The following is a 22,586-nucleotide window of genomic DNA, read 5'->3' on the forward strand; positions in this document are numbered from 1 at the left end:
GGGATCGGACGTTGCGACGTCCATAACTCATTAAATACCCTCGGACCGCTTACCGGGAAGTTGAAGGGGCAATTGGTCGCTGGAATCACAGTGCTGCTCCTCCTGGCAGCGCGCCGCGGCGTTCCGCGGGCTGCGCAGCTACCCCGTGCCGGCCGTTAGGATGGAGCTATTGGCCTAACGTTCGGAATAATTCGCATCATCTGTCTGGGAGGAATTCTCCATGCGCCAGCTCAAGTCTCCACGCCGTGCACTCGCCGCGGCGGCCGCCGCCACGCTGCTGTTCCTCGCCGTGCCGCCCGCGGCGCAGGCGGAGGGAACCAGCCTGGATTCGATCACCATCGATGACACCGCGAACGTGCTCAACGAGCAGAAGCTGCGCGACGCAGTGGGCCAGATCGACTTCAACGAGCCCACCAAGGTCGCCGTGTATTCGCGCGAAGGCCAGTACGCGGATGACATCAACACCGAGACGCTGCGCCACGCCCGCAGCGCGCACCCCGAATGGATCTCGCAGGCCCCCGAGGACTACGGCGACTACTGGGCCGATGGTTACTTCATCATCACGCTGTCCGTGGAGGGCCCTGGGGATGGCCAGATCGGGACCTACTTCGGCGAAGACCGCAAGGTATCCGACTCTCAGATGCGCTCGATCCACGAGGCAGGCTCCGAGGATTTTAACCAGGCCCGCTGGTCCGACGGAATTATCGCCGTCGCCACGCGCGGCGCGAACATCATCAACCGCCCCTGGTATCGGCATCCGGCGCTCGGCTGGACCGTAGGGCTGGGGAGCCTGGGCGCCATTGGAGGTACCGGCATAGCGCTCGCGGTGCGTTCGGGGCGGCGGAAGAGTTTCGCCGAGCAGCTGGAATCGGGCAGCGCGCACCTGACCAATGTGACCATGGACCTGGATGCCACCGAACTATCCGCGCGCACCTTGCCTGGCGACTCGCACCACGCCGCGGAGCTCGAACGCCGTTTCGCCGACTTTGCCGCCACCTACCGCGCTTGCTTCACCACGCAGCAAGAGCTGGCGCAGGCGAGCAAGAAGCTGCGTTCAAGCGGCCCCGGGGTGGCCCGCGCCAAGGAATTCCACGCCAGCGCCCAGGCCTTGGACCTCACCGACGATGCGATCAACGACGCCGCGGCCCTCTACACCCGCGGCGCCGCGTGGGAGGATGCCTGGCGCCGCCAAACCGCACCCCTGCTCGAAGACCTGGCCGAGCTGCCCGCGCTGATCGAAGAGGCGCCGGAAGAGCTGCAGGCCGCAGCCGCCGCGCTGGATTCCTACTCCTTCAGCGCACAACGGGCCGTAGCAGATCTGGGCAACGAGCTGAAGGCCGAAAAGCTCGACGTGGATACCGCCCTTGATCAGTTGTCCGAACTGCGCAGCCAGCTCACCGAACGGCTCGATGCCTACGCCAGCGCGCAGGTCGAGGTCTATGCGTCGAGCGCCGAAGAGAAGCAGGAGATGCACGAAGCGCTGCGCCACTCCCGCTACGACAGCACCGGCGCGAGCCGTTCGGGATCCATTCTCGATGTGATCTACCCGGCTTCGATGTTCTGGCGGGTGAACTCCTACCACGCAGGGTACGCCACCGGGGTCAACGCGGTGGACACCTCCCGGGAGGCCGCCAGCTCCTCGGGCGTCTCCCACGGCTATTCCGGCGGCGGCAGCTTCTCCGGCGCCGGGGGATCCTCGCGATTCTAGATGTTATTCCGGCCATGTTGGACTGCGAGAGCTTCAAAACCAAGCAATCAGCTGTATCGAGGGGAAAGTCGGTCTCACAGGCTGGTTCCTGAGTAGACGACGACGGCCGGCAGCTGGCGCTGAACGGAAGCCTTTCGCAGATTGAACCGAGTGGTTACGCAACGAGCAGTACCTTGCCACTGGCCAAGGAGGATTCAGTAGGCCCGATGCGAGGCCTGGCTGCGATGTATGAAGCGATCGATGCCAGAAGTCGGCGCCGCTTAAGTAGTTTCTGGTCATCCAAGATGTGTTCTAAACCACCTGAGATAAATTGAATAGACCAGTCCATGAACGAAATGAACACGTGGTAGGAGCAAAATTCGTGGCAAAGATACGCGTAAGCAATGGCCGGTTTGGGCTGAGCCTGACGGATGCACTTCGGCGGGCTAAACAGGGCGACGAGCTTCAGCTCAAGGAAGGGGAGTACGTAGTTGACTCCGTATCCTTATCCAACCTAAAAATCACCGGTCTTGGCGATTCGAGCAAGGTAGTCATTTTCGGTCAACTGAGCATTCAGGGAACCTGCCAAATTGCTAACGTCACGATTCAAGCTCCGCCTTATGACAACGCGTTGACAGTAAGGGATTCCCAGCTGGAACTTCAATCCAGCCAAATTCATGGCGAACCTGCAGGGAAGTACCCAGCGATATATGCCAGTTCCAGCACGGTTTCCATGGTTGACAGCAATGTATTCACTGATCGAGCAGCCTCCAGCATCGAAGCATCGTCGAATAGCGTGTTGTTCGCCAAGGATTCAGGGATTGGGCTGCTGACCTTGACAGCGAGCAAGGCAACTACCTCGAATGTGTTCAGCTTTGCGATAGTCGCACTCGAACGCAGCCGAGTTGATTGCGCAGGGTTTTTAGAATTACACCCGGCCGAGGGGCGTCGCTCCTTGCGAATCGAAGGCGAATCCGCCTGCAGTATCGAGTTATTGCGTGCCCAGAGCGAACCCTTAGAGGGCTATTGCCAAGATGGTTACCTGAAGATCGGGAACGTTCTTGTGCGCGAGGGGCAAAAATATCTCTTAGTCACCAAGAACGCTGCCAGGATTGACATTCCCGCGGTGGGAACGGCCACAAAGAATTTGGACACGTCGACTGCGGAGCCTCAACCGGTGGAACCACCGATGCCAACCGTCCAGAAGCCTAAGGTGATTCTATGGGATCTCAAAGACGCGCGTGACTTCGCCAATGCGGTGGCCCCGAAGCTGAATAAAGGGGACACCATCATGCTCGAAGAGGGCGAATACTTCCTCGAGCAATATGAACACTTTATTCTGATGGGCGCGGACATCGCTGGTCGAGGTAGGGCCGAACGCACGATTCTCCATGGCGGAATCAGAATCATGGACAAGGCAAACATCAGGGTTTCGAACCTGACCATCCGGCCCAAGGCTGCCAGCAATGCGGTCTTCGTCGCGGGCGACGAGTCGGTCAATCTCGTGAACGTCATTATTCAGCCAGCTCCGGGCGCGGAAAAACCTGCGGTCGTCGCCATAGAGGGTCTCGTGCAGATGAGCGATTGCCGAATCGCAGCCGACAGCAGCGCGGTGGCTGGATCGGTGGATATCGGCGATGGCGCCAGGCTGGAGGCCGAGAACTCGTTCCTTGGATGGGTGAACTTCTGGAATGCCGGTCAGGGTCAGCTCGTGGACTGTAGCGCCTATCGCCTCTGGGCCGAAACAGGATCGACCGTGAAATCGCACGGTGTGCTGACAATTCAAGTTAACGAATGCAATATGCGGGCGATGGTAGTCAAATCGAATTCCACGGTGCGTGGCGCCGAGGTGAAACCTGAGGCGACCTATGCCGAAATCTATGTTTCCGAGAGTACTTTAGCCATTAAGGACTTGAAATCACCGGACACCGCAACGGTTGGTGTGTTGGGTGAAGACGATGCGATTCTGGATGTCACGGGTAATGCCGTCGAAATTCGAAACCTAGACACCGAAATGTTGCAGGAAACCGGCCCAGTCGTTTCAGTCGAGCCGAGCAGTGACGCGTCCAGCCAGCAGCTGGCTCAGAACGACAGGACCAATTCAGATACGTCGGCCAAAAGTGAAGTAGCCCAAAGCACTGAGGCGAATCCGCTAACGGAACTCGATAATCTCACGGGTTTGCGGACCGTCAAGCAACAAATTGCCACTTTCACCCAGATGGTTCAGTTCAATAAAATGCGCCAAGAACAAGGACTCAAAACAACTGGAATTAGCATGCACAGCTTATTCCTCGGGAACCCCGGAACTGGCAAAACCACCGTCGCTCGAATGCTCGGTGATGCGCTATACGCCGCAGGTGCAATCGAGAAAAACAACTTCATTGAAGTCGGGCGCCCGGATCTGGTCGGTCAGCATCTCGGCGCATCCGCGATCATGACGCAGAAGGCCTTAGACAAGGCCCGCGGCGGAATATTGTTCGTTGACGAAGCATATTCATTGCATCAGAAGGAAGGAAATTCCTTTGGACAGGAAGCCGTCGACACAATCCTTGCCTACATGGAGAACCATAGGGAAAGCATCGTAGTGATCTTTGCCGGCTATGCGAACCAGATGCAAGACTTCTTGAACATGAATCCGGGACTGAAATCCCGCATTCCAAACCGATTCGATTTTGAAGACTACAGTGCGCTGGAAATTGCCGAGATCGGCTACCGGAGCCTTCTGGAAGCCGACTACACCGTCGACGAGCAGCTGTATCGTCGCACGGTCACACAAAAGTACGGCCAAGCCGCCGATCGGAGCAACGGTCGATGGGTGCGTAACTTTAACGAAGAGCTCGTAAAGCAGATGGCAGGGCGGGTCTTTGGCCAGCCGAGTCACGACGAAGCAGCCCTCACGCATATTACCGCGGCGGATTTCGAGGCTCTACTAGGCGGAGATGCACAAGCGAAGCAGCAGAAAGTCGATGAATTATTGGCCGAACTCGACCGACTGGTGGGGCTGGGCAACGTCAAGCAATGGGTGAGAAAGCTGGTGAACCGGGTAAAGATCGACCAACAGCGCCAGCAGCTAGGCGAAGTGATCGCCCGCCCGTCGTACCACATGGTCTTCGCAGGAAACCCTGGAACTGGAAAGACCACTGTCGCCAAGCTCATCGGTCAAATTTTCTTTAACCTCGGGCTACTCGAATCTCCCACAGTCAAGACAGTGGACCGTGCGCAACTGGTCGGTAAATGGGTCGGACATACAGAAGAACAAACGAGCCGAGTCATTGAGGAGGCCATGGGTGGAGTGCTGTTCGTCGATGAGGCCTACCAGCTAACCGATGGTTCACATAGTGACTTCGGCCGCCAAGCAGTGGAAACCTTCGTGACCCGATTGGAGGAAGACCGCGACAAATTTGTGGCAATCTTCGCTGGCTACACCGAGAGTATGGAGCGGTTCCTTAAGGCGAATCCGGGGTTGCCCTCGCGTATTCCTCTGCGGATTGAATTCCTCGATTACTCCCCAGCGGAGATCGCTCAGATAGTCCAAGACCTGTTGGCGCGGAATTGGAGTTTTGACCCCGACGCCCTTGCCGACACAGTGATGTCGGCCTACGCCTCGTTGGATCCGGGAGCGCGGGCAAATGGCAGGTGGGCTCGTAACTTCGTGGAACGAGTTGAATCCGAGCACATAGATTACGTGGCGACTAACCATATTTCAGCTCAGCAGATGAAATATATTTCCACGGAACTAATCCGCAAGATGGGTCAATGAGCGCCCGGTTGTTGGCCAAAATCTGAAGACGAGCAACAATGCCCGATGGATTCGCTGGTCCATCGGGCATTGGAATGCCTGCCGGCCCTGTTTAGGGAACGAGCAGCACCTTGCCGGTGGTTTTGCGTGATTCCAACGCGGCATGCGCCTCACGCGCGTCGGCCAGCGCGAATTTCTGTCCGACGCGGACATCCAAGTCCCCGCTGGCGGCCCAGCCGAAGACGTCGCCGAAGCGCCAAGCACGTTCCTCGTCGGTGGCCAGGAAGTCCGCGAGCTTCGGCCGGGTCACGCTCAGCGACCCGGCCGCATTCAGCCGCTGCAGATCAAAGGGCGGCACCTGCCCGCTGGCCCCGCCGAAGAGCACCAGCGTGCCGCGGCGCTTGAGCACCTTCAGCGAGGTTTCGAAGGTGTCCTTGCCGATGCCGTCGTAGACCGCGTGCGCGCCCACCCCGCCGGTGACCTTGTCCACGGTGGCTTCGACCTGGTCATAATCCACCACGTAGTCTGCTCCGGCGGCGCGGGCCAGATCCTTCTTCTCCTGGGTGGAGGCGGTAGTGATGACGGTGGCGCCCTTCATCTTCAGGATCTGGGTGAGCAGCAGCCCCACTCCGCCGGCGCCGGCGTAGCTGAGGATGACATCGCCCGAACGCACCAGGTAACTCGAATGCGTCAGGTAGTGCGAGGTCATGCCCTGCAGGGGGAGCGCCGCGGCCAATCGCAGGTCGACCTTGTCGGGCACCTTGCCCAGCTCGGCCGCGTTGACCACGGTGTATTGGGCATAGCCCTTTGCGCCGCTGGCGGTGGCGACCCGGTCGCCGACCTTCAAATGGCGCACGTCCTCACCGACCTGGGTGACGGTGCCGGAGAACTCGCTGCCCGGGGTGAACGGATAGTCCACGGCGTAGACTCCCGAGCGCTGATAGGTTTCAATGAAGTTCACCCCGGCGGCCTCGACCTTGACGAGCACCTGTCCGGCGCCCGGGGCAGGGATTTGGGTTTCGCCGAGCTCCAAAACTTCGGGCCCACCTGCGTGGGGGACGAGTATGCTCTTCTGATTCATGCGATGCGCTTCCAATCTTTGTCCCTTGCCATATGGCTGACGGCTCCTGGTAACTAGTTTAGGTCTGAAGGGTGTGAGCCGGGTGTGCGGCAACCCCGGGTTGCGTAAATGACGAACTATTTATGCATATTTATTAGGTTTGATGCATAACCAGTTGTAGAGTGAGGTCATGACGATTTCAGTTGCTGTCTCCGGCGCCAGCGGATACGCCGGCGGCGAGGTCCTTCGAATTTTGGCCAACCACCCACAGGTAGAGATCGGTGCGATCACCGCGCATTCCCAGGCCGGGCTGCGTTTGGGCGGCGTCGCCCCGCATCTGCATTCCCTGGCCGACCGCGTGCTCGTGGAGACCACCGTGGAAAACCTGGCCGGGCACGACGTGGTCTTCCTCGCCCTTCCGCATGGCGCGAGCGCAGCGGTCGCCGCGGCCCTGCCCGAATCCACCTTGGTGATCGATGCCGGGGCGGATCACCGGCTGGAATCCGCCGCCGCCTGGGAGAAATTCTACGGTTCGCCGCACGCCGGATCCTGGCCCTACGGGCTGCCCGAACTGCCCGGCCAGCGCGAACAACTGATCGGCACCAAGCGCGTGGCCGTCCCCGGCTGCTACCCGACCGGCGGCCAATTGGCCCTCGCCCCGGGCTACGGCGCGGGCCTGCTGGAGGCCAAAGACGTGGTCATCGTCTCCGCCTCGGGCACCTCCGGGGCCGGCAAGAGCGCCAAAACCCATTTGCTGGGCAGCGAAACCATGGGCTCGATGAGCACCTATGGCGTCGGCGGCATCCACCGCCACATCCCCGAGATGGAGCAGGGCTTGAGCAAGCTCGCCGGGGAGGAAGTCACCGTATCCTTCACCCCGACCCTCGCACCGATGCCGCGCGGCATCCTGACCACCGCCACCGCGCGCATCAAGCCCGGAGTCACCGCCGGCGCGCTGCGCGCAGCCTGGGAGTCGGCCTACGCCAACGAGCCCTTTGTGCACCTGCTGCCCGAGGGCCAGTGGCCGACCACCGGCGCGGTGCAGGGGAGCAACCACGTGCAGCTGCAGCTGGCGCTCGACGAGCACGCCGGACGAGTGATCGTCACGGTTGCGCTGGATAACCTCACCAAGGGCACCGCGGGCGCCGCGGTGCAATCGATGAATATCGCCCTCGGCCTGCCCGAAACCACCGGATTGATGATGCAAGGAGTCGCACCGTGAGCCTGTCCCACACCCCCACCTTTCCGCAGGCCGAACTGGCCGGCGTCACCGCACCGGCCGGCTTCCTGGCCTCCGGGGTCCCTGCGGGCCTGAAGTCCACCGGCAAGAACGACGTCGTGCTGGTGCAGAACCTGGGCCCGGACTTCACCGCCGCCGCGGTATTCACCGCGAACCGCGTGGCCGCCGCCCCGGTGCACTGGTCCAAGGAGATCGTCAAGGACGGCCGGGTGGATGCGATCGTGCTGAACTCCGGCGGCGCCAACGCCTGCACCGGTGCCGAGGGATTCGGCAACACGCACCGCACCGCCGAATACGTGGCCGAACTGCTGAACCTCTCTTCGGGCGACGTGGCGGTGGCCTCCACCGGCCTGATCGGCATGCAGCTGCCGATGGACAAGCTGCTGCCCGGGGTGAAGCAGGCGGCCGGCGCGCTCGCCGACGGCCAAGGGGCCGCCGACGAAGCCGCCGCCGGCATCATGACCACCGACACCGTCCCGAAGCTGGCCTCGCGCAGCGTGAGCGGCTACACCATCGGCGGCATGGCCAAGGGCGCGGGCATGCTCGCCCCGGCGCTGGCCACCATGCTCGTGGTGCTCACCACCGACGCGGTGCTCGAGCCCAAGGCGCTCGATCAGGCCCTGCGCGCGGCCACCGCGGTGAGCTTCGACCGGGCGGACTCCGATGGCTGCATGTCCACCAACGACACCGTGCTGCTGATGTCCTCCGGCGCCTCGGGCATCGCCCCGGACCTGGCAGAATTCACCGCAGCCCTGGCCGATCTGTGCCAGGAGCTGGCCGCGAAGCTGATCGACGATGCCGAAGGCGCGGCGCACACCATCGCGGTGCGCACCTACAACGCGGCCACCGAGGCCGACGCTTTGGAGGTCTCCCGCGCGGTATCCCGCTCGAACCTGGTCAAGACCGCGATCTTCGGCAAGGACCCCAACTGGGGCCGGGTGCTCTCCGAGGTCGGCACCACGGCCGCGGCCTTCGAACCCGATGAGCTGAACGTGTCGATCAACGGCGTCATGGTCTGCAAAAACGGCGGCGTCGGCGAGGACCGCAACCTGATCTCGCTGGAAGACCGCTTCGTCACCATCGACATCGACCTGAACGCCGGGGAGGTCGAGGCGACGATCCTGACCAACGACCTGACCCATGACTACGTCCACGAAAACTCCGCCTACTCCAGCTAGGCCGCCTTCGCAGGAGCACACCCACCATGCCGCACACAGCACATACCAACCTCGGCGCCGCTCGCACCAAGGCCGAAGCCCTGATCGAGGCGCTGCCCTGGATCCAGCGTTTCGCCGGGACCACGATGGTCATCAAATACGGCGGCAACGCGATGGTCAACGAGTCGCTGCGCCGCGCCTTCGCCGAGGACATCGTGTTCCTGCGACACGCCGGCATCAACCCGGTGGTGGTGCACGGCGGCGGCCCGCAGATCAACAAGATGCTCGACACCCTGGGCATCAAATCCGAATTCCGCGGCGGGCTGCGGGTGACCACCCCCGAGGCCATGGACGTGGTGCGCATGGTGCTCACCGGCCAGGTGCAGCGCGACCTGGTGGGCCTGATCAACTCGCACGGACCCTACTCGGTGGGCATGTCCGGGGAGGACGGGGCCACCTTGCAGGCGGTGCGCACCGGCACCACCGTGGACGGCGTCGAGGTTGACCTCGGGCTGGTCGGCGAGGTCACCCGGGTGCGCACCGACCAGGTGGATTCGCTGGTCAAGGCCGGAATGATCCCGGTCATCTCCACCGTCGCCCCGGAGTTCGACGAGCACGCCGATCCCACCGGCGCGATCCTCAACGTCAACGCGGACACCGCCGCCGCGGCGCTGGCCACCGCGCTGGGCGCCGCCAAGCTGGTGATCCTCACCGACGTGGAGGGGCTCTACGCCGCCTGGCCGGACAAGTCCTCGCTGATCAGCTCGATCACCAACGAGGAGCTGCGCAGCATGCTGCCCACCCTGGAATCGGGCATGATCCCGAAGATGGGTGCCTGCCTGAAGGCGGTGGACGCCGGAGTGCCCCAGGCGCATATCGTCGACGGCCGCGAGGCGCACTCGATGCTGCTCGAAATTTTCACCACCGCCGGGGTCGGCACCCAGGTGGTACCCCAGATTAAGGAATCAAAGTGAGTCAGGAACTGCGCGCCACCGGCGCGCTGAACGAGGCCAACGAACTCTCCGCGCTGCACGGCGCGGATCTGTCCGCCCGCTACGCCAAGTCGCTGCTCGGCGTGTTCGGCGCCCCGTCGCGGGTGCTCGTGCGCGGGGCCGGCTGCCACGTCTGGGACGCCGACGGCAACCAGTACCTGGATCTGCTCGGCGGCATCGCGGTGAACACCCTGGGCCACGCGAATCCGCTGCTGAACAGTGTGATCACCAGCCAGCTGGCCACCTTGGGCCACGTGTCGAACTTCTTCAGTTCCCCGACGCAGATCGCGCTGGCCGAGAAGCTGCTCGAAATTTCGGCCGCTCCAGAAGGCTCAAAGGTGTTCTTCGCGAACTCCGGCACAGAGGCGAACGAGGCGGCGCTGAAGCTCACCCGCCGGAACACCGGCACCGACGCGGTCCCGCGCACCAAGGTGATCGCCCTGGAGCACGCCTTCCACGGCCGCACGCTCGGCGCCCTGTCGCTGACCTACAAGGAGAAGTACCGCGCGCCCTTCGCGCCGCTGCCGGAGAACGTCAGCTGGATTCCTGCCGGCGACGAGGCCGCGCTGCGCGCCGCGGTGGACGAAACCGTGGCCGCGGTATTCATCGAACCCATCCAGGGCGAGGCCGGGGTGCGCGAGCTGGGCGCCGACTACCTGCGTGCTGCCCGCGAGATCACCACCGCGGCCGGGGCCCTGCTGGTCTTCGACGAGGTGCAGACCGGCATGGGGCGCACCGGGGAGTTCTTCGCCTCCGCCGGGGTGATTCCCGATGTGATGACCCTGGCCAAGGGACTGGGCGGCGGCTTCCCGATCGGGGCGATGATCGTCTTCGGGCAGGAAAACACCGCCTGGCTGACCCCGGGGGACCACGGCACCACCTTCGGCGGCAACCCGGTGGCCTGCGCCGCCGGGCTCGCGGTCATCCACACCATTGAAAATGAGAAGCTGCTGGGCCATGTGCGCGAAACCGGGAACTGGCTGCGCGCCGAACTGGCCGGCATCGCCGGGGTGGGGGCGGTCCGCGGACGCGGCCTGCTCACCGCCTTCGAACTGGCTAATGGCTCGGCCCCGCAGCTGGTCGGCGCGGCACTGGATGCCGGATTCATCGTGAACGCCACGGACGAGTCCACCATCCGCCTTGCCCCGCCGCTGATCATCACCCGCGAGCAGCTGGGCACCTTCCTCGCCGCCCTGCCGGCGCTGCTGACCGCGGCCACCGCCGCCTAGCCCACACATTTTCCCGGCACCACCGGAAGCAAAAGGAACAGATCCATGAGCGCTACCCGCCACTTCTTGACCGACCTCGACCTGAGCCCCGCCGAGCAATCCAAGGTCCTGGACCTCGCCGCGGCGATGAAGGCCGACAAATACGGCTACCGGCCCTACGCCGGCCCGCAGACCGTCGCGGTGTTCTTCGATAAGACCAGCACCCGCACCCGGGTCTCCTTCCATGCGGGCATCGCGGAGCTCGGCGGCTCCCCGCTGATCATCAACTCCGGCGAATCGCAGCTGGGCCACAAGGAATCCATCGCCGACTCGGCCAAGGTGCTAGAGCGCATGGTCTCCACCATCGTCTGGCGCACCTACGCGCAGTCCGGGCTGGAGGAAATGGCGGCGAACTCCGCGGTGCCGGTGATCAACGCGCTGAGCGACGATTACCACCCCTGCCAGCTGCTCGCCGACCTGCTCACCGTGCGCGAGCACAAGGGCAAGACCGCCGGGCTGTGCATGGTCTACCTGGGCGATGCGGCGAATAACATGGCCAACTCCTACCTGCTGGCCGGGGTCACCGCCGGCATGCACGTGCGCATCGCCGGCCCGGAAGGCTACCTCCCGGCCGCCGAGATCATCGCCGCCGCGGAAATCCGCGCCGAGCGGTCCGGCGGTTCGGTCACCATCACCACCGACGCGGCCGCCGCGCTGGCCGACGCGGACGTGGTCGTCACCGATACCTGGGTCTCCATGGGGCAGGAGGCCGAGAAGGCCGAACGCCAGCAGCTGTTCACCGACTACTCGGTGACCGCCGAAGCCATGAAGCTGGCAAAGCCCGATGCCATCGTGCTGCACTGCCTGCCGGCCTACCGCGGCTACGAGATCGACGCCGAGGTGATCGACGGCCCGCAGTCGGTGGTGTTCGACGAGGCCGAAAACCGGGTCCACGCGCAGAAGGCCATTATGGCCTGGCTGATGGTCGCCTCCGAGCTGGCCGAGGACGAGCGGGTCGAGCTTTAAATGGGGACCCAGCCAAGCACCAAGACCGCCCGCCAGGCGCGGATCCGCGCATTTTTGGGGAATAATTCGGTCAAAAGCCAGGCCGAGCTGCTCGGGCTGCTGAAGGACGACGGGCTGGAGGTCACCCAGGCCACGCTCTCCCGGGACCTGGTGGAAATCGGGGCGGTGCGCATCCGCGACCACCTCGGCCAGCTGATTTACGCGGTGCGCCAGGAGGGCGGGGACCGTTCCCCGAAGACCGCGATCACCCAGGAGGTGCTCGACGCACGGCTGGCCAAGATCTGCGCTGAGCAGCTGGTCACCGCCGAAGCCTCGGGCAACATCGTCGTGCTGCGCACCCCGCCGGGCGCCGCGAACCTGCTAGCGCTGGCCATCGACCACTCGCAGATGCCCTCCATCCTCGGCTGCATCGCGGGGGACGACACGATCATGGTGATCACCCGGGCGGCCGAGGGGGCCGCGGAGGTCGCCGGGCGTTTCCTGCAACTGGCCGAACCGCGCTAACCGGGAATCCACGCACGATCGGCCCGCCACCGGATGTTATCCACACCCGGTGGCGGTGCCGTTTAAGCCGCGCACGTCTCGGGGCATCATCGGTGCATGGACCCCGAACAACTGCCACCTACGCTGAGCGAGCTGGCCGGCCAGCTCGTAACCGCGCCCGCGCTGAGTATCGAACAGCTCATCGCCGCGCAAGACGCGTGCCGCACGCTGTTCGGGGTTCTTGCCGAGCAAGCCGCCGCCACCGATGATCCGCGGGTGGCGGCCGCCTTCGCCGAGCATCTCGAGCGGTTGAACCGCGAGGTCTACCGCGAGCTGCCGCGTGCGGCCAGCGCCGTGGAAATTACCGCAAGCCATGCCCTGGCCCTGGAGGAATTCGACGCGCTGCGTGCCGGCTCCACCGATTTCAGCGCCGCCGCGCAACTGGCTCCGGGACGCACCTGCTACCGGGATGCCGCGGATTTTTTGGGCAAGTGGCTCGGGCTGGACTATCAGGAGGCTAGCCGCCGCATCGCCGACGCGCACCTGATCCACGCCCGGCGCAGCATCGCCGGCACCGGCTGCGCCCCGCGGTTTACGCAACTGGCCCGCACCTTCGCCGAGCACAAGCAGCTTGATCCGCGCGCGGTGCTCGCCCAGGCCAGGGCGCTGGACAAGGTCGAGCCCCAGGACACCACCTTCGATGGGCTGCCCACCACCGCCAGCGCCACGGCCGAGGACGGCCAAACCCTCGAGGCGCACGCCAACCGGCTGCTGAAAGAACACGATCGAGCCACCAGCCGGAAGAAAATCGGCGCCCTGATGGCCAGATACAAGCTGAAGCATAGCGAGCAGCCCCGCCCGAAACTAGGCGTTTTCCCCCGCCCGGTCAAGCAGGGAGTGCACGAGTACCTCATCCGAGTGGAGGGCCTCGACGCAGAGCTCTTCGAATCGCTGATCGCCCAGGCCGACAACAAGCGAACGGCCGCCGGGGCGGCGGCCCGCTTGGCCGCGACGGTGCTCAAACGGCCAGCGGATGCCCCGGACATGCAGTCAACCACCGGAAAGTCCGCGGAGCAGCTGCCGGCGTGGCGAGAAAACCTGGATCGGCAGTGGAACAGCGCCAGCCCACCTCCGCGGTGGGCTGCAGCTCCCGACCCCGAGCAGATCCCAGAACCCGCGGCCGCGGAGGAAGCGGCGCCCGAAGGGAGCCCAGCGCCCGAACTTAGCGGTGAGGCTGAAGCAGTACCGCGGGGCAAGGAAAACCCCGCATCGCCAGCACCTTCTTCCCGGACCCGGCGCAGCAACCCACCGCCGGTCCCGGCAGGAATCGAACCTTTTCCGGCCTCCGCCGAGTTCATGGCCGCGCAGACGGACCTGGATCCGCTGTGCAGCGTGCCGCAACGCCGGCTGAATGCCCTGCTTGGCATCTTGCGGAACCAAACCCATGGCGGTGAAGGCAGCGACGGAAAAACCGTCACCCCGGAGCTGATCGTGTACCTGGCGCTACGCGACCTGCGCGAGCTGGCCAGCGGCACCGCCCGCACCGCCCACGGGATCGAGCTGGAACCGGAAGACCTGCGCAAATTATTGTGCGAAGCGGAGATCATCCCCATGGTTTTCAATGCAGCGGGGCAGGTGCTCGATGTCGGACGATCCCAGAGGTTGTTTCCCAAGTCGATCAAACGGGCCGCGCGGGCACGCGACGGCGGCTGCGTCGTGCCCGGTTGCACCATGGATCCGGCGCTGCTGGATTACCATCACATCCGGTACTGGGAACACGGTGGCCAAACCAGCCTGTCCAATTGCTGCCCCTTATGCCCGGCCCATCATGTCGCGGTGCACCTGGGGTACCTCAAGATCGTGAGCATCGACGGGCTGCCGCACGTCATCTTGCCCGAACACCTCGACCCAGATCGAAGGCCGAGACGCAATCGGTACTTCCAAACCTTCGATGCCACGGGAAATGGCTCTGCGCAGGGCCCCGGGATTCCACCCGGCGCCAGTTATCGGGCCGTGTTGAACCGGCATCCGGAAACGCGGCAGGACCGGCAAGCCCCGGGCGATAGTGCTCACCCGGCTGCTTGACCGCGCCCCAGAGAAGAACTACCCGTCAGGCGCTGTGCCATGACGGGTAGTTAATGGTGTCTGGCACCGGGGTATCGGAGCGTCTAGGCTGCGAGCTGGTCCACGGAGGACATGTTAAAAGCCTGCTCGAAGGCTTCTTGAACCTCGTCGGTATGTGACACCATCACAACTCGATGGATCGGCGAAATATGCTTATTCGTTTCGATCCAGGCGCTGATCGTTTCGAAACCAATCTGTGCGACCTGCTCCGGCGGCCAGCCGAACGCACCCGCGCCCAAGGCCGGGAATGCGATCGAGTGCGCCTCATGGCGCGCGGCTAGATAGAGCGAATTGCTGAAGCAATCGGCCAGTATTTTCGGGTTTGGCTTGAGCAGTGCCAGGTTCGGCGCAGCGGTGTGGATAACCCACTTCGCCGAAAGGTTCCCTGCCTTCGTCGCTACGGCAATACCGGAAGGGATCCCATCGGGGTACCGGGCCGTGCGCACTTCGCGGCAAGCGGCGAGCAGGGCCGGGCCGGCTGCCGCATGAATAGCTCCGTCAACGCCGCCGCCACCCAACAATGAGGGATTGGCTGCGTTCACGATGGCATCAACGTTCAACGTGGTGATATCACCGCGGTATAACTGGATTTCCATGGGGTTTCCTCCAACGAAGTATCCGTATTCGATTGTGTGTCTCTCACCATACGCTCGCCTCCGCACCTGCGGAAGTGTAAAACGCGCAACTCACCGACTCCTCTCAAAAAATCGGTACATAGTTCACAGGCAGCCGATGGCTACTCATGCCGGGCACGATATGTGACGCCGGGTGACCCGTGCTTCGAGCGGAGGGGGACCGCGCACCGAAAGATGCGCACAGCAGAATCGCAAACTTGCTGAATATTTATGAGCGCCAATGCATAAAGCTTTGCTAGAGTGGTTTCAGCGAATCAATAAACTTTACCCGTCGCCCGGCGGGATCTGGCTGAAAGGAACGAGTCATGACCTCGTCAACAAATGAAGGATCGCTCTGGGGCGGACGCTTCTCCGGTGGGCCCGCTGATGCGATGGCTGCCCTGAGTAAGTCGACCCACTTCGACTGGCGCCTGGCCAGCTACGACATCGCCGGTTCCCGTGCCCACGCCAAGGTGCTCAACCGCGCGGGGCTGCTGACCGAGGCCGAGCTGACGGAGATGCTCGCCGCCCTTGACCAGCTCGAAGCGGACGTGAAGTCCGAGGCCTACGTGGCGGCAGAATCCGATGAGGACGTGCATGGTTCGCTGGAACGCGGACTGCTCGAACGCGCCGGCACGCAGCTGGGCGGCAAGCTGCGCGCGGGCCGCTCGCGCAATGACCAGATCGCTACCCTGGGCCGCTTGTTCCTGCGCGACCACGCACGCATCATCGCCTCCGGTGTCATCGACACCATCGATGCGATGGTCGACCAGGCCAAGGCCCACCCTTACGCGCCGATGCCAGGGCGTACCCACCTGCAGCACGCCCAGCCGATCCTGCTTTCGCACCTGCTGCTGGCCTACGCGTGGCCGCTGCTGCGCGACGTGCAGCGCTTCGCCGATTGGGATAAGCGAGCTGCGGTTTCCCCTTACGGCTCCGGCGCGCTGGCCGGGCAGACCCTGGGACTGGACCCGAACTTCGTCGCCAGCGAGCTGGGCTTCGACTCCGCGGTGTTCAACTCAATCGACGGCACCGCCGCACGTGACGTATTCGCCGAATTCTCCTGGATCACCGCGATGATCGGCGTGGACCTCTCCCGCGTGTCCGAAGAAGTGATCCTCTGGGCCACCAAGGAGTTCAGCTTCGTGAAGCTGCACGATGCCTTCTCCACCGGCTCCTCGATCATGCCGCAGAAGAAGAACCCGGACATCGCCGAGCTGGCCCGCGGCAAGGCCGGCCGGCTGATCGGCGACCTGACCGGTTTGCTGGCAACGCTGAAGGCGCTGCCGCTGGCCTACAACCGCGACCTGCAGGAAGACAAGGAACCGGTGTTCGACGCCGCGGACACCCTGGAGATGCTGCTGCCAGCGATGGCCGGCATGATGGGCACGCTGACCTTCAATACCGAGCGCATGGCGCAGCTTGCTCCGCAGGGCTTCGCCTTGGCCACCGACATCGCCGAATGGCTGGTCCGCCAGGGCGTGCCGTTCCGCGATGCGCATGAGCTCTCCGGGTCCGCCGTGCAGCTGGCCGAATCGCGCGGCGTGGAGCTGTGGGATCTGACCGACGAAGAATATGCGGGCATCTCCGAGCACCTGACCCCGGCGGTGCGCGAAGTGCTCTCCACCGAAGGTTCGCTGAACGCGCGCAACGGGCAGGGCGGCACCGCGCCGAGTGCCGTCGCGGCGCAGCTAACCGAATTCGAACGCCAGCTCGACGAGATCCGCGCCTGGGTCAAGGGCTAGGCCCAAACCTTCGTTCGGCAACCGATGGCGGCCCGATAGCTTCACGATACCGCGAAGCTATCGGGCCGCCATAGGCGTTTAACGAGCTGGACTTCTGCGCGGATATGCCCGCGCGCTAGAGTGTGTGCCATGACATCTGAACTTCCGCCGGAACAACTCATTGAGCAGGTCACCACGGCCTTGGACGAATTGGCCACGCAGCTGGCGCAGTTGCCCGACGAGGCGTTCGCCAAGCCCAGCTCGCTGCCCGGTTGGAGCACCGCGCAACTAGTCGCGCACCTGCATTCGCTGGCGCAGGCGGCCCGGCGGCAATTCGAGAACGCCGGGGCGGCGCACCTGCCGCCGATGTACGACGGGGGACAGGTCGGGCGGATCGAAGCGATCAATATGGTCGCGTTGCTGCGACCGGAAAAGCTGCGCGAACTGGTGGCCGAATCCCTCGCGCAGCTGCGCGTGGTGCTGGCCGGTTGCGAAGCCAAATGGGAGCAGCCGGTGGGCTATCGGCCCGCGGCGCAGGTCGCGGACATGGTCTATGCGGTATGGCGCGAAATGCTGATTCACGCCACCGATCTGGATGAATTCGTGCGCCCGGCCGCCAGCTGGCCACAAGAATTCTCCGATCATCTGCTGCGCGCACTGGCCGCCCGGGTGCGGGCAGAGGACCGGGTCGTGGTGCAACCCCACGGACGGCAGCGCCAGGTGCTCGGCAGCGGTCAGCGGTCCTGGGTATTGGAGGGAACCGATTACGATCTGGCCGCCTGGTTCGCCGGACGCCCGGTCAGCGGGGTGGTACGCGCCACCAAGGCCGCCGATTCGGCCGAATTCCCCACCCTGCTGCCTTGGCCGAGCGATACCCTGATGCAGCGCTGATTCCGCGCGATTCCGCGCTCGGATCGCTGCCGCACTAGCCAATGGGCGACCGGGCGGCACCGCAGCAGCGAGCCCGGGTGCCTCCGTTCCGCCGATGGCACAATCGTCCAGGTACCCAGCGGGGTCACGCACGCACTAAAATATTACGCGTGACTAATAACGAGAGCATTTGCGAACTGCTGGATCGACTGTGCGCGGTGGTCCCCGACTACCCGCAGCCCGGCGTCTCCTTCAAGGACCTCACCCCGGTGTTTGCCGACCCGGTGGGCTTGCGCCGCTTGGTTGACGAGTTGATCGCGCCCTTCGTTGGCACCTTCGACATCGTCGCCGGGCTGGAAGCGCGCGGCTTCGTGCTCGCCGCGGCTGCGGCCTACGCCTCGGGGACCGGGATGCTGACCATCCGCAAGGCCGGAAAGCTGCCGCGCGAGGTCTACCGAGATGACTACACTCTGGAATACGGCAGTGCCGCCCTGGAGTTGCATAAGGATGAGATCGCCCCCGGCACCCGGGTGCTGGTGCTCGACGATGTGCTCGCCACCGGCGGGACCGTGGGATCCTCGGTGCGGCTGATCGAACGCGCCGGAGGCATCGTCGCCGGCGTCGGGGTGATCTTGGAGCTTGAGGCCTTGGGCGGACGCAAGAACCTGGGCGGGCACCGGGTGCTGTCGCTGCAAACGGTTTAACCGCCGCGCCACGGCGTGGTGCGGCGCGAAGATGACGTGGTGGCTTCGCGGGATTAACCCGTAGCGCCGCCACGCGCGTAAGATTGTCTGTCCTGTAAGTTAGCGCGAGGGGAACCAAGATTGACCGGTACGATCGAGCGGGATCTGCTCGCTGAAAGCCAGTACGTCGCACGCCTGTATGACAGGCTCGATGAGTTGCGCGCGGAAAAGGTGGAGCAGCTTGCGCGCACCCGGGCCACCGGTGCGGTGGGGACCTTCCAGAACCAATCCGAACGCGATTCGTTCGCCAGCCTCTACGAGGACCGCATCGCCCAGTTGGACGCGGTGCAGGATCGCTTGGTCTTCGGCCGGCTGGACATGGCCGATCACGGAGAGGGCCTGGAACCGCGCTATATCGGCCGCATCGGGCTATCCGACGAGGAGCTCAATCGGCTGATGATCGACTGGCGCGCTTCCGAAGCCGCCCCGTTCTACCAGGCCACCGCGTTGAACCCGCGCGGCGTCCGGCGCCGCCGCCACCTGATGCTCAAAGGCCGTACGGTGGCGGGGATCGAAGATGACGTGCTCGATGAGACCTGGCTCGACGAGGGGCACACCCACCACGGTGAAGGTGCCTTGATGGCCGCGCTGCGCGAAAAACGCACCGGCCGGATGGGCGATATCGTCGGCACCATCCAGGCCGAGCAGGATGCGATCATCCGTGCGGAGCTTCCAGGCGCCGTGGTCGTGCAGGGCGGTCCGGGCACCGGCAAAACCGCCGTTGCGCTGCACCGCGCTGCCTTCCTGCTCTACGAATACCGCGAACGGCTGAAGAACGCCGGCGTGCTGATCGTCGGCCCGTCCAATTCCTTCATGCGCTATATCGAACGCGTGCTCCCGTCGCTGGGCGAAACCGGCGTGGTCATGTCCTCGGTAGGCGAGCTGTACCACGGGGTGGCGGCCGGAGCTGAAACCAACCGGACCGTGGCGAAGGTCAAGGGCCGGCTGTCGATGGCCAAGGTGATCGCCGCCGCGGTGCGCAACCGCCAGCGGCTGCTCGCCGAGGACCGCACCGTGGTGGTCGAAGGCACCCGGCTGACGCTGACCCGGGGCATGGTGCGCAACGCCCGCGAACGCGCCCGGCACAGCCACAAGCCCTATAACGAGGCGCGCGAGACCTTCACCAAGGTGATCGTCGGGGACCTGGCCGAGCAGCTGCTGCGCAAACTGGAGGAATCCGCCGGGCAGCCCAGCGCCGCGGACCGCTCCTACCTGCCCCAGGAAGTCCGCGAATCCTGGGATGTGCGCGTGGCGATCAACCTTTGCTGGATGCCGCTGAGCCCGCAGGGCCTGCTCGAAGAGCTCTACGCCAAGCCGCACCTGCTCGAAGCGGCCGCCCCGCGGCTGTCGCAGGCCGACCGCGACGCGCTCTTCCGCCCGGCCGGCTCGGCGTTCACCGAGGCCGACGTGCCGCTGCTCGACGAGGCCGCCGAATTGCTCGGCGAGTTCGTCAACCCGCAGGACGCTCCTGATACCTCGCAGTACGAGCGTGACGTGGAAAACGCGAAGATGGCGCTGAACAATATGGACACGATGCTCGCCAACGCGGGGATCGACGGGGTGGTCACCGCGGAGCAGGTCGCCGCGGTGAACCAGGAAACCGCTGCCTCGCAGAGCGCCGCGGAACGTGCGGTGGCCGATCGCACCTGGGCCTACGGGCATATCGTGGTCGATGAAGCCCAGGAACTCTCGCCGATGCAGTGGCGCCTGCTGGTGCGCCGTTGCCCGATGAAGTCCTTCACCATCGTCGGAGATATCGCGCAGACCTCCGCCGCCTCGGGCGCAAACAGCTGGGCGCAGGCGTTGGAACCCTTCCTGGGCGAGCGCTACAACCTCGAAGAGCTCACGGTCAATTACCGCACCCCGGCGCAGATCGCCGATGCTGCGGTTCGCGTGGCCCAAGCCGCGGGGCTGCGCATCACCACGCCGCGCGCGGTGCGCGAGGGTGACTGGCCGCCGGTGCTCACCTATGCGCCGCAGGGTCAGTTGATCGAGCAGCTCATCGCGCAGCTTCCCGAAGAGCTGGACTACGCGGCCGGGGGGCTGCAGGCGATCATCGTCCCGCAGGAATTGCTGGCCGACGCGCGCGCTGCGGTCACCAAGATCTACGGTGAGCGCGTTGGCACCGGGTCCGGCGGAATGGTCCAGGACATCGTGGTGATTACCGCACGCGAATCCAAGGGCTTGGAATTCGACGGGGTGATCATCGTGGAACCGGCGCAGCTGATCGCGGACGTCGATGGGGGAGTGGGCGATCTGTACGTCGCGATGACCCGCACCACTCAGCGCTTGCACGTGATTCACACCGCTCCGCTGCCCGCGGGGCTCACCGAGTCCTAGTCGTTCGTCCCAAGACAGTTCGGAATCCCCGGGTGTGAGAACGGGGACAAACTAGGACTGGCCGACGGGATTTTGCTAATGTGGAGACTGTGTCTGACTTAAAGCAAAATCCCGTCATTGCGGGACAGAGTAATGATCCCTCCTTCGAGAATATCTGGCAGGAACTGAAGTGGCGCGGCCTGGTGCATGTGTCCACCGATGAGGCCGAGCTGGAACGCGTGCTGTCCGAAGAGAGCATCACTTACTATTGCGGGTTCGATCCGACCGCACCATCCCTTCATCTGGGCAACCTCGTGCAGTTGCTGAATATGCGCCGCCTGCAGCTGGCCGGCCACAAGCCGCTGGCCCTGGTCGGCGGTTCCACCGGTCTGATCGGCGATCCGCGCCAGACCGCCGAGCGCACCTTGAACACCAGAGAAACCGTCACCGAGTGGGTTGCCCGCTTGCAGGGGCAGGTTTCCCGCTTCCTTTCCGCCGACGGGGAGAACGCGGTCCGCTTGGTCAACAATCTGGACTGGACCCAGCAGCTCTCTGCCTTGGACTTCCTGCGCGACGTGGGCAAGTACTTCCGCGTGGGCACGATGATCAAGAAGGAAATCGTTTCCGCCCGGCTGAACTCCGATGAGGGGATCAGCTACACCGAATTCTCCTACCAGGTGCTGCAGGGCTACGACTTCCTTGAGCTGAACCGCCAGTACGGTTGCACACTGCAGACCGGTGGCTCGGATCAGTGGGGAAACCTCACCAGCGGCACCGACCTGATCCGCAAGGTTGAAGGCAAGTCGGCTCACGCCTACGGCACCCCGCTGATTACCAATTCCGATGGCACCAAATTCGGCAAGTCCGAAGGAAACGCCATCTGGTTGGACGCCGAGATGTGCAGCCCGTACACCCTCTACCAGTTCTGGTTGAATACCGCCGACGCGGATGTGATCAACCGACTGAAGGTCTTCACCTTCCTGACCCGCGAGCAGATCGAGACCTTGGAGATTGAGGTCGCCGAGCGTCCGTTCAAGCGCCAGGCCCAACGCGAACTCGCTTGGCTTGTTACCTCGTTGGTGCACGGTGAAGAGGCCACCAATAAGGTGATCGACGCTTCGGCGGCAGTTTTCGGTAATGGTGATTTGAGCGAGATCGACCTGCCGACTCTGGAATCGGTGCTCGCAGAGTTGCCGTCCGCGAAGGTCACGAGCGATGAGCTCGGTATTCTGAACGTGCTTCACGTTTCGGGTCTGAGCGAAAGCCAGTCTGCAGCCCGTCGTACCGTGAACGAAGGTGGCGCCTACGTGAATAACGAGAAGGTTGCAGGAATCGAGACTGTGCTTACCGCCGAAAACTTCCTGCATGGCCGCTATGCCATCGTGCGCCGCGGCAAGAAGAACATGGCAGTCGTGGAGCTTTCGGCTAGGTAATTAGCCGGCTTCGATCAGCGATAAACACGAAACCGCCAGAAATGTCTGTGAACCACGACACTTTTCTGGCGGTTTTGTTGTACCTTTATCCCTAAATGACTAGTCAGACAATGTTTAGGTGCGATTTTTTGGGCAGTTCGCCGATTTGCGCGATACGTAGAAGCCCC

Annotated in this window: 16 protein-coding genes; 14 read left to right on the plus strand and 2 right to left on the minus strand. The window is 64.0% G+C overall.

Going from position 1 to position 22,586, the window contains the following annotated elements; translation table 11 throughout:
- The first annotated feature begins 220 nt into the window (after positions 1-220).
- A complete protein-coding gene (locus ACT3TP_RS09705) occupies positions 221-1,708 on the plus strand; it encodes a DUF5129 domain-containing protein (protein ID WP_444620480.1) in 1,488 nt (495 codons plus the stop codon).
- A gap of 361 nt (positions 1,709-2,069) precedes the next feature.
- The gene (locus ACT3TP_RS09710; RefSeq protein ID WP_444620481.1) at positions 2,070-5,447 is read left to right on the plus strand and encodes an AAA family ATPase; all 3,378 of its coding nucleotides are present in this window, start codon (positions 2,070-2,072) and stop codon (positions 5,445-5,447) included.
- A 91-nt stretch (positions 5,448-5,538) separates the two neighbouring features.
- On the opposite strand, the gene ACT3TP_RS09715 is transcribed toward ACT3TP_RS09710, so the two are convergent.
- Positions 5,539-6,507: a quinone oxidoreductase family protein gene (locus ACT3TP_RS09715; RefSeq protein ID WP_444620482.1), complete on the minus strand. Its 969-nt coding sequence runs from the start codon at positions 6,505-6,507 to the stop codon at positions 5,539-5,541.
- 169 nt (positions 6,508-6,676) lie between these two features.
- Between ACT3TP_RS09715 and argC the strand changes: the two genes are divergently transcribed.
- The 7 genes from argC to ACT3TP_RS09750 all read left to right on the plus strand — a co-directional run bounded on the left by argC (position 6,677) and on the right by ACT3TP_RS09750 (position 14,677).
- A complete protein-coding gene (gene argC, locus ACT3TP_RS09720) occupies positions 6,677-7,708 on the plus strand; it encodes an N-acetyl-gamma-glutamyl-phosphate reductase (RefSeq protein WP_444620483.1) in 1,032 nt (343 codons plus the stop codon).
- Positions 7,705-8,904 (plus strand): bifunctional glutamate N-acetyltransferase/amino-acid acetyltransferase ArgJ, encoded by a 1,200-nt coding sequence (gene argJ, locus ACT3TP_RS09725; protein ID WP_444620484.1) that lies wholly within the window; start codon positions 7,705-7,707, stop codon positions 8,902-8,904. Before argC ends, argJ begins: the two co-directional genes overlap by 4 nt.
- Positions 8,905-8,930: 26 nt before the next feature.
- The gene (gene argB, locus ACT3TP_RS09730) at positions 8,931-9,857 is read left to right on the plus strand and encodes an acetylglutamate kinase (protein ID WP_096288006.1); all 927 of its coding nucleotides are present in this window, start codon (positions 8,931-8,933) and stop codon (positions 9,855-9,857) included.
- Complete coding sequence (locus ACT3TP_RS09735) at positions 9,854-11,104, plus strand: acetylornithine transaminase (RefSeq protein WP_444620485.1); 1,251 nt, start codon at positions 9,854-9,856, stop codon at positions 11,102-11,104. Before argB ends, ACT3TP_RS09735 begins: the two co-directional genes overlap by 4 nt.
- Positions 11,105-11,149: 45 nt before the next feature.
- A complete protein-coding gene (gene argF, locus ACT3TP_RS09740; protein ID WP_444620486.1) occupies positions 11,150-12,109 on the plus strand; it encodes an ornithine carbamoyltransferase in 960 nt (319 codons plus the stop codon).
- A complete protein-coding gene (locus ACT3TP_RS09745) occupies positions 12,110-12,613 on the plus strand; it encodes an arginine repressor (protein WP_096288003.1) in 504 nt (167 codons plus the stop codon).
- A 96-nt stretch (positions 12,614-12,709) separates the two neighbouring features.
- Positions 12,710-14,677 carry an HNH endonuclease signature motif containing protein gene (locus tag ACT3TP_RS09750; RefSeq protein ID WP_444620487.1) on the plus strand — a complete coding sequence of 656 codons (1,968 nt, stop codon included), beginning with the start codon at positions 12,710-12,712 and terminating at the stop codon, positions 14,675-14,677.
- 83 nt (positions 14,678-14,760) lie between these two features.
- Here ACT3TP_RS09750 and ACT3TP_RS09755 read toward each other — a convergent pair whose 3' ends face one another.
- Entirely contained in the window at positions 14,761-15,312 is a 552-nt protein-coding gene (locus ACT3TP_RS09755; RefSeq protein WP_096287999.1) for an O-acetyl-ADP-ribose deacetylase, read from the minus strand.
- 344 nt (positions 15,313-15,656) lie between these two features.
- Between ACT3TP_RS09755 and argH the strand changes: the two genes are divergently transcribed.
- The 5 genes from argH (at position 15,657) to tyrS (ending at position 22,419) form a co-directional block, all read left to right on the plus strand.
- Positions 15,657-17,075, plus strand: a complete 1,419-nt coding sequence (argH, locus tag ACT3TP_RS09760; RefSeq protein ID WP_444615929.1) for an argininosuccinate lyase — start codon at positions 15,657-15,659, stop codon at positions 17,073-17,075.
- Between the two features lie 129 nt (positions 17,076-17,204).
- Positions 17,205-17,945, plus strand: coding sequence for a maleylpyruvate isomerase family mycothiol-dependent enzyme (locus ACT3TP_RS09765; RefSeq protein WP_444620488.1), 741 nt, complete (start codon positions 17,205-17,207; stop codon positions 17,943-17,945).
- A gap of 149 nt (positions 17,946-18,094) precedes the next feature.
- Positions 18,095-18,628 carry an adenine phosphoribosyltransferase gene (locus ACT3TP_RS09770; RefSeq protein ID WP_444620489.1) on the plus strand — a complete coding sequence of 178 codons (534 nt, stop codon included), beginning with the start codon at positions 18,095-18,097 and terminating at the stop codon, positions 18,626-18,628.
- 120 nt (positions 18,629-18,748) lie between these two features.
- The gene (locus tag ACT3TP_RS09775) at positions 18,749-21,007 is read left to right on the plus strand and encodes a HelD family protein (RefSeq protein ID WP_444620490.1); all 2,259 of its coding nucleotides are present in this window, start codon (positions 18,749-18,751) and stop codon (positions 21,005-21,007) included.
- A gap of 89 nt (positions 21,008-21,096) precedes the next feature.
- Entirely contained in the window at positions 21,097-22,419 is a 1,323-nt protein-coding gene (tyrS, locus tag ACT3TP_RS09780) for a tyrosine--tRNA ligase (protein ID WP_176484249.1), read from the plus strand.
- Positions 22,420-22,586 lie beyond the last annotated feature (167 nt).

The sequence above is a fragment of the Glutamicibacter sp. AOP38-B1-38 genome, from assembly GCF_052377485.1.
Classification (GTDB): domain Bacteria; phylum Actinomycetota; class Actinomycetes; order Actinomycetales; family Micrococcaceae; genus Glutamicibacter.